This window comes from Streptomyces sp. NPDC006265 (assembly GCF_040613555.1).
Classification (GTDB): domain Bacteria; phylum Actinomycetota; class Actinomycetes; order Streptomycetales; family Streptomycetaceae; genus Streptomyces.
Genome location: NZ_JBEXSH010000448.1, coordinates 1 through 7,333 on the forward strand (window position 1 = coordinate 1; position 7,333 = coordinate 7,333).

8 protein-coding genes and 2 pseudogenes are annotated in these 7,333 nt (G+C 69.4%); 1 reads left to right on the plus strand and 9 read right to left on the minus strand.

The genetic code is table 11. From position 1 onward, the window contains the following. A pseudogene (locus tag ABZ281_RS29900) lies at positions 1-189 on the plus strand (site-specific integrase); the annotation flags it as partial. Positions 190-767: 578 nt separating this feature from the next. On the opposite strand, the gene ABZ281_RS29905 reads toward ABZ281_RS29900, so the two are convergent. The 9 genes and pseudogenes from ABZ281_RS29905 to ABZ281_RS29945 form a co-directional block, all read right to left on the minus strand. Beyond that, positions 768-1,565, minus strand: coding sequence for an ABC transporter permease (locus tag ABZ281_RS29905; protein ID WP_356660468.1), 798 nt, complete (start codon positions 1,563-1,565; stop codon positions 768-770). Between the two features lie 2 nt (positions 1,566-1,567). Continuing rightward, positions 1,568-2,512 (minus strand): ABC transporter ATP-binding protein, encoded by a 945-nt coding sequence (locus ABZ281_RS29910; protein WP_356660470.1) that lies wholly within the window; start codon positions 2,510-2,512, stop codon positions 1,568-1,570. Continuing rightward, on the minus strand, positions 2,509-3,126 hold the full coding sequence (locus ABZ281_RS29915) for an ABC transporter ATP-binding protein (protein WP_356660472.1): 618 nt from the start codon (positions 3,124-3,126) through the stop codon (positions 2,509-2,511). The genes ABZ281_RS29910 and ABZ281_RS29915 overlap by 4 nt, the downstream gene beginning before the upstream one ends. Next, on the minus strand, positions 3,123-4,694 hold the full coding sequence (locus ABZ281_RS29920; protein ID WP_356660474.1) for a hypothetical protein: 1,572 nt from the start codon (positions 4,692-4,694) through the stop codon (positions 3,123-3,125). The genes ABZ281_RS29915 and ABZ281_RS29920 overlap by 4 nt, the downstream gene beginning before the upstream one ends. Positions 4,695-4,735: 41 nt before the next feature. Further along, on the minus strand, positions 4,736-5,122 hold the full coding sequence (locus ABZ281_RS29925; protein WP_356660476.1) for a hypothetical protein: 387 nt from the start codon (positions 5,120-5,122) through the stop codon (positions 4,736-4,738). Between the two features lie 229 nt (positions 5,123-5,351). Beyond that, positions 5,352-5,888, minus strand: a complete 537-nt coding sequence (locus ABZ281_RS29930; protein WP_356660478.1) for a hypothetical protein — start codon at positions 5,886-5,888, stop codon at positions 5,352-5,354. Next, positions 5,885-6,445, minus strand: a complete 561-nt coding sequence (locus ABZ281_RS29935) for a stage II sporulation protein M (RefSeq protein WP_356660480.1) — start codon at positions 6,443-6,445, stop codon at positions 5,885-5,887. Before ABZ281_RS29935 ends, ABZ281_RS29930 begins: the two co-directional genes overlap by 4 nt. Positions 6,446-6,554: 109 nt before the next feature. Beyond that, the gene (locus ABZ281_RS29940; protein ID WP_356660482.1) at positions 6,555-6,833 is read right to left on the minus strand and encodes a hypothetical protein; all 279 of its coding nucleotides are present in this window, start codon (positions 6,831-6,833) and stop codon (positions 6,555-6,557) included. Positions 6,834-6,963: 130 nt separating this feature from the next. Further along, positions 6,964-7,257: pseudogene (locus ABZ281_RS29945) on the minus strand (transposase); the annotation flags it as partial. Positions 7,258-7,333: the final 76 nt, after the last annotated feature.

Genomic DNA, 7,333 nt, shown 5'->3' on the forward strand with positions numbered 1-7,333 from the left:
CGGGACATTTACCAGAGCCTCCTGCCGCAGGTCGGCAAGAACGCCGCCGAGGCCACCGCCAGGCTGGTCCCGCTTCAGCGGAAGACCGAGGCGGAGGAGGCCCGCGAGGCCACCAAGAAGGCGGCGGCCAAGGCAAGAGCCGAGGCCAGGGCCAAGAAGAACGGCAAGCCGAAGAAGCCCAAGAAGTAGGGCTCCGAGCCGCTCCGCTCACGCATCGCTCAGCATCGCTCACGCAAGCCATCTCGCGGCACCCCGACCGTGCGACGCCTCATGCCCCTGGCAACACGAAAGGCCAGGTCACGGGTTATGTGACCTGGCCTTTGCCGGAGCCGCCTTCGAGATTCGAACCCGAGACCTACGCATTACGAGGGCCTGCAAGATCGTGACGGGTTCTGCTTCCTGGTCTCGCGGGGTCCTGTTGTCCCTGGTCAGCGGTTAAGAGGCCAGGTCCTGTATGCCGTCTGGTCCATCCTGCGTCGTATCGTCCGCTCACGCATCGCTCACGCGTGATGGCAGCCTATTCCGCCGCAGGACGGCGGCCCCTGGACCCGGCACGTGGTACCTCTGCGCTCCGAGGACGGCCATGCCAAGCCATGCCGCCCGTTCGCATCAGATCCCGTCTCCCCAGATCAGAGTGCATATCGTGGTCCCACCGGTGACGCCCCATGCAGGGAACTCCAAAGCCGCTCGCGCTGGTACCTGCCCCGCAGCGTGATCCGTACGCGAGAACGTGCCTCAGCTCATACGCTCAGCCGGAGCTCACGCGATCAGCGGGCGTCCCGGCTCCGCAGCGCTACGACCCCGAGCACCACCGAGACCGCGGTCCACAGCACCAGGATGCCAAGACCGGACCACGGCCCAAGAGCGCCCGGCAGCTTCTCGACCTGCGCGATCCGAATGCCCGCCGAGTCCGGGAAGTACTGCGCGACCGTCCGCGTTTTCGGCAGCGACCCCAGGATCGGCGAGACCAGGAAGAAGAACGGCATCAGGAGTCCCAGCGCGAGCAGAGGGCTGCGCAGCACGGTCGCCGCGCCCATCGCGAACACCGCTAGCAGCGCCATGTACAGCCCTGCCCCGAACACGGCACGCAGCACGCCCGGCTCCCCGAGCGAGGTGCTGTACGGGCCGAGGGCCGCCTGCCCCACCGCGTACGAGGTGAACGACGTCGCCTGCCCGGTGAGCAGCGCGGCCCCGCCCACGACGGCGGCCTTGCAGCCGAGCAGCAGCCGTCGTCGCGGCACGGCGTGCAGCGACGTGCTGATCAAGCCACTGCTGTACTCGCCGGACACCGCCAGCACGCCGAACACGACCATTGCGAGCTGCCCCAGCACCATCCCCGCGAAGCTGGTGAACACCGGGTCCCCGGCGGGGCTCGCGCCCTCCCCCGAGGAAATTTGCCCGGAGGCGTACCGGGACAGCAGCGAGAAGCAGAGGGCGAGCAGGACGGTGACTGCAAACGCGGAGAACAGAGTCCATGCGGTCGAGCGGACGGTACGGAGCTTGGTGAGCTCGGAGAGCAGCACCGCCGTGACCTTTCCCCGACCGGTCATCATTGTCGTTGTCATGGTCAGGCTCCGTCCCGGGGGCGTTGGGCGTCGGCACCGGTGCGGTACTCGGTGGAGTCCGCGGTCAGTGTCAGGTAGGCGTCCTCCAACGACGCCCGCTGGGTGAACAGCTCGTGCAGCGGTACCCCAGCTCCCGCCGCCAGGTCGCCGATCGTTGCCGCCCGGGCATCGCGTACCTCGAACACGCCGCGGTCCGGGGCGGACTCCACCGCCTCGTACTCCAGGTCCGCGCCCTTCAGCAACGGCTCCAGGTCCGCCGGGTGCGGCGTAGCGACGCGCACCGCCTGCCGCGAGTACCGATCCACGAACGCGGCCATCGGCATGTCGGCGAGCAGCCGCCCTTTGCCTATGACGATCAGGTGATCGGCGGACAGGGCCATTTCGCTCATCAGATGGCTGGAGACCAGCACCGTACGCCCCTCTTCCGCCAAGTCCCGCAACAGATGCCGGATCCAGTGGATGCCCTCTGGGTCGAGCCCGTTGACCGGTTCGTCGAGGATCAACACCGGCGGGTCGCCCAGCAGCGCGGCAGCGATACCCAGGCGCTGCCGCATCCCCAGCGAGAAGCCCTTGACGCGGTGGTTCGCGGCGGCGGCGAGGCCGACGAGACCAAGCACCTCGTCGACCCGGGCGGCGGTGAGGCGGTTGCTCTGCGCGAGCTGGAGCAGGTGATTGCGGGCGGTACGGCCGCCGTGGATCGCGCCGGCGTCGAGGAGCGCGCCCACCTCGCGCAGCGGGTCGGCGAAGTCGGCGCAGCGCCGGCCCGTCACAGTGGCGGTGCCGCGGGTCGGTCGGTCCAGGCCCAGGATCATGCGCATGGTGGTGGACTTGCCCGCGCCGTTGGGTCCCAGGAAGCCGGTCACGCGGCCCGGTCGCACCGTGAAGGTGAGATCGGACACCGCGGTGCGGCTTCCGTAGTGCTTGGTGAGGCTTGCGACCTCGATCATGCGTGCCCCCGGCGGTCGAGAAAGATACGGCGGTCCAGCAGCTGCTCGACATGCTGCGGCTCATGGGCGGTCAGGAGGACCGTGCACCCCTCGTCACGGGCTTCCTTCAGCAAGAGCGCGAGCTCGTCGCAGGAGCCGGCGTCCAGGCCGTTGAACGGCTCGTCCAAAAGCAGCAGTCGGGGACGGTGAGTGAGCGCCGCCGCCAGCCCGACCTTCTTGCGGGTGCCCAGGGACAGATCCCGGATAAGTGTGCCCGCCCAGTCCTCGGCACCGAAGCGTGCCAGCAGCTCGAGGCTGTCCTCGACTGGTACGCCCCACAGCCGTGCAGCGAATGCCAGGTGTTCATGGGACGTCAGGTACTCGTACAGCGGCGGATCGTCCTGGACGAAACCCCGCAGCGCCCGCACGGCGGCGGTGTCCGGCGCCTGTCCGGCGATCTCCGCGCTCCCTGAGGACGGTTCCAGGAGCCCGGCCAGAACCCGCAGCAGTGTGGACTTGCCGCAGCCGTTGGCCCCGGACAGCAAGACGACCTCACCCTCGCCGACGTGCAGGTCGACCCGGTCGACGGCGACCTTCTCCCGGAACCGTACGGTCAGGTCTTTCGTACGTATCACGCGTGCATCCTCCATGACTTCCGCGGCAGCCGGTCCTGAGCTGCCAGCCACCGCACGGCGGCGACGAGGACAACGAAGGTGACGGCAAGCGGGACAGCAGCGGCGAGCGGGGACTTCGCGAGCAGGGATGTGGTCACCAGCGCGGGTGCCATCAGCGCCGCGGTCAACAGCGGTTGGAGCAGATCCGCCGTCCCGGACCTGTTGATCCGGGTCTGCGCGGCGCTCTCGGCGGCCGGTACGGCAAGTGCTGTCGCCACCGCGGCAGCGCCGCTCGCGACGCACGCGGCGAGCCATCCGGCGGCCAGCGGCAGCACGGGGTCCCGGAACAGCAGCAGCCATCCGGCAACGGCCGGGGCTGTCAGTACGGCGACCACCCCGGCGAACGCGACGATCTTCCCTGCGAGCAGCGCCCCGTAGGGCAGCGGGGACTGCCGTAGCAGATCGGCGCAGCCCCGCTCGGCCTCCAGGCCCGATGTCTGGACAGCCTCGTCCGAGGCCAGCGCCGCCATGCCGACCACCGCGCCCACCGCTCCGGTGAGGGGTAGCCCTGGCAAGCCGTTCCCGCCCAGCAGAAGATGCCCCACCCCGACGCCCAGCAGCAGGACCGCGCCGAACGCGATCCGGCGCAGCCCGCCGGTGAGTGTGTGCGCGCCCCGCAGGATGCTCCGGAGCTCCTTGACAGCGATCAGTGCGGCGGGCGAGCGGCCCGCGCGGAAGCTCTCGGGGCGCCCACGCACCCGCGTCCCATGCGGGTCCGCCTCGCGCAGAATCCGCCCGCGCCCCGCCCGTACGAACCCGAGGGAGGCGAAGACGCCGAGGCCGGCGGCGGGCAGCCACATCGCCGCGAGGACCGGGACGGCGCCGCCCTCGAGCAGGGCGTTCCACCAGGCGGGGCGCAGCCCCGTGAGCGTGTCCACGCCGAGTCGGGAGAGTACGGTCGCCGTGTCCTCCTTGCCGCCCACCGGCAGGAGCACTCGGGCGAGCGGAACGGTGGCTGTCCCGAGCACGACCCCCGCGACCGCGACGAGTACCAGCGTACGGAGCTGCGCCGCCCGCACCGGGATCAGCAGATACCCGGCCGCGACGGCCAACTGCGCCGCACCGCCCAGGGCGACCGTGCCCCACACCAGGGCGACCGCGAGTTCCGCGGGCGGCCCTTCCAGCCAGACCGTCAGGAACACGGTCCCGGCCACGCCCACACCGGCCAGTGACAGCAGAGCGGGTGCGACGAGCCGTACGAAGAGCAGTTGCCCGGCGCTCACCGGCAGAGTGCGCAGCACAGGAAAGTCGCTCGGGAACATCACCTGCCGAACCTGACCGAGCCGCACCGACGCCGCCAGCGCCACGAGGGCGGCGACCACGGGCATCCATCCGTACGCCGCGACGCGCGCGAGGTCCACCTCCCGCGCGGGCAGGAAATGCCCGGCCAGAGCACCGACTCCGGCAGCAGCCGCGAGGCCGACCAGCGCGCCGAGGGCATAGCAGCAGGCGACCGCGACCAGCGCCCAACGGGGCGTGGGGCGTCCCTGCAGCAGGTTCAGGGAACGGCGCTGGTCGGTCAGAGCCAAGTGAAACGATCCCCGCAGAAAGGGAGATGCCATCAGAAAGTTCAGGTCCTTCCGGGCAGCAACGCGGCGCCGACCGTCGCGATGGTCCCGACGAAGAACGCTCCGGCGAGGGCAGGCAGGATCCCGGTGGACGGCAACAGCATGCCGGCCATAGCGAGGAACGAACCGACGCAGCCGCTGATCGCGATCAGCAGAGCCTGCCCCGCCTTGAGAATGGCGGCGATGAACGCAAGCAGGACCAGTACGAGCGGGAAGCCGATCCACGCGTACTGCATGGCGTCCTGGATCTGTACGACGGTCGCCCGCGCGGACTCGGTCACCCGCGACGATGTGTGGACGGCGGCGACAACATCGTCACGGCTGGAAGCGTAGACGGCTGCCCGCGCCCAGCCGACGAGGATCGTGAACGCGGCCGCGGCGGGCAGCACGCGCCGACTCCACACCAGGGGCCCCCCGCTTCCCCGGCCGCTGCCCGTCCGGGTTCTCCGCCCGTTTCTCGTCATGTTCTGTCATAGGCACAAGGTCTCCTGAAGGACGCTCAGGTAGCTGGTTTTTTCGAGTCGGCTGATAGCGAGACGGTAGTCGACTCGAAAGTAGGCAGTTCGCCCTGAAATCGCCTGTATCACTATCTGAGGTCTTCCATTTGGCACCAGACGCCTAGAGCGCAATCTGGGCCAGCGCCAGCAGCAATGGAGGCGCGATAGCACAGCCCGCGACCCGCAACGCGCCGAGCTCGGGAGCCGTCTTCCGCAGCACCCAGCCGGTGGCGAGGGCGAGGAGCAGCAGCCCCGGATCGGGGCGGGTCGACCAGTCCATCAGGCTCGCACTCGGTACCGGAGTGAAGGTCAGGGCGACCAACACGACTGTACGCGCCACCAAATACAGCGCGAACACGCCGCCGACGAGATGCCGCAGACGTCGGAACTCCACGTCGCATCCCAGCCCCCGGCACAACCCTGCCGTGGCCGCCGCGATGAGCAGGACCCCTGCTGTGTACACAAGGACGTTGAGCACCGAACCTGCGGCGACCGCGGCCCATGTACCCAGGCTGACCTCCTGCTCGGTCGCGTCTGGCAGCGCTGCGGCGACCTCGTCGCGAAACACGTCACGCAGCCGGAACATCAGCAGCGCCAGCAGCGGCGCGACGGCCAGAAGCGACAGCACCTGTGTCCGGCGGGGTGCGGTGGTGTTCACAGGGTACTCACCCACGTTTCTATGGTTGCGGCTACGAGAAGCAGGACGAGGCATATGCACAGCAGCCCGGTGGAGTCGGTCAACACGTCCCGGATGCGGGGACGCTGCGCCCGGTCTCCGATGAGGTGCCGGATCAGCGCTGGCAGCGGCGCGATGCCCGCGGCCACCGCGACGGCGATGGCGGGGAGTTCGACGACGGCGTGCGGCAGTACGTGTGCGGCCATCACGGACGGACCGGCCACGGTGTACGCCTTGCCGAGCCCCAACCCGGTCAGCGTGCCGGAGATCAGGGTGAACAGCAGGGTGAAGACGCCGAGCGTGATCACGCCGCCGAACGCGAGAAGCGCCACGGAGGCGTTGGCACTGAAGATGTGCCACCAGGTGGCCAGACCGGGCTGAGCCGGGTTCGTCTCCACTCCGGAGCCCTCACCGGCGCCGATCGCCGCACCGGCGGCCATAGCGCCGAACCAAAGGAGCGCGCCGGACAGTAGCGCGAGACGCTGTCTGCGTATGAGGCCGACCGTCCAGCCGACCGCCCAGCTGCTCATGGCAGTCATGTCCCGTACCGCTTCCTGTCGTTGTCTCCGTCAGATTGGTGTGGGGTCACGCGAGGTTCGGCCGGGTGCATGGGCATCCGCTGCCCAACGCCCGGCCGGTCCCGAGGTGTTACTTGACGACAGCCTTCTTGCCGGCGGCGGCGACGGCCTGGCGCAGCAGGAACAGGCCCCATCCGCCGGCCGCGGTGACGCCGCCGAAGACGGAAAGCGCGGCGGCGATGCTCATGCCGCTCATGATCGCGGTGTAGGCAGCGCCAGCGTTGGCGGCGTTGAAGCCGAAGTAGCCGACCAGAACCGCAGGGGCCACGACGCCCAGCATCAGCAGCGCGCTGCCGGCGACGGCGACGCCGACACCGGCGACGGCGGCACGGCCATAGGACTTCTTCATGACATTCCTCCAGGAGACGTAAACGGAAACGGCCAATAGGCTGGCGCGGGGTGCCCCGTCCCGATGACGGCGGGACGGGCCCTCTCCGCTCAGCGCTGCCTGGCCGGTAAGCACGCTGCCACGGCTCGACCACGTCGAAGGAGAGGAAGGGCACGAACTCGGCCCAGGCGTCCGACCACAGCTTCACGATCGCCGGATACTTGGCGCCCCACGCCTCCTGGAACTCCAGGAATCGCTCCGTGGCCGCATCCTCGCTGGGTGCGGTGTAGACGGGCTTGAGGACCTTGGCGACCTTGTCCCAGTCCTGACGGGCGGCGTAATGGAACGAGTTGCGCAGCAGGTGAACCACGCACGTTTGAACCATTGTGCGAGGCCAGACGGTCTCCACGGCCTCGGGAAGGCCCTTGAGTGCGTTGTGGCAAAGGGAGTCCCTGTTCGATGAGCAGGGGCTTCTTCGTGTGCGGGGCGTGATCGCGACGGAGTAGGGGCAGGCAGCGGAC

What these genes read in the sequence shown, in the direction of transcription:
- ABZ281_RS29905 (WP_356660468.1), bottom strand. Translation starts at nt 1,565, where the DNA reads ATGACAACGACAATGATGACCGGTCGGGGAAAGGTCACGGCGGTGCTG.
- ABZ281_RS29910 (WP_356660470.1), bottom strand. Translation starts at nt 2,512, where the DNA reads ATGATCGAGGTCGCAAGCCTCACCAAGCACTACGGAAGCCGCACCGCG.
- ABZ281_RS29935 (WP_356660480.1), bottom strand. Translation starts at nt 6,445, where the DNA reads ATGACTGCCATGAGCAGCTGGGCGGTCGGCTGGACGGTCGGCCTCATA.
- ABZ281_RS29940 (WP_356660482.1), bottom strand. Translation starts at nt 6,833, where the DNA reads ATGAAGAAGTCCTATGGCCGTGCCGCCGTCGCCGGTGTCGGCGTCGCC.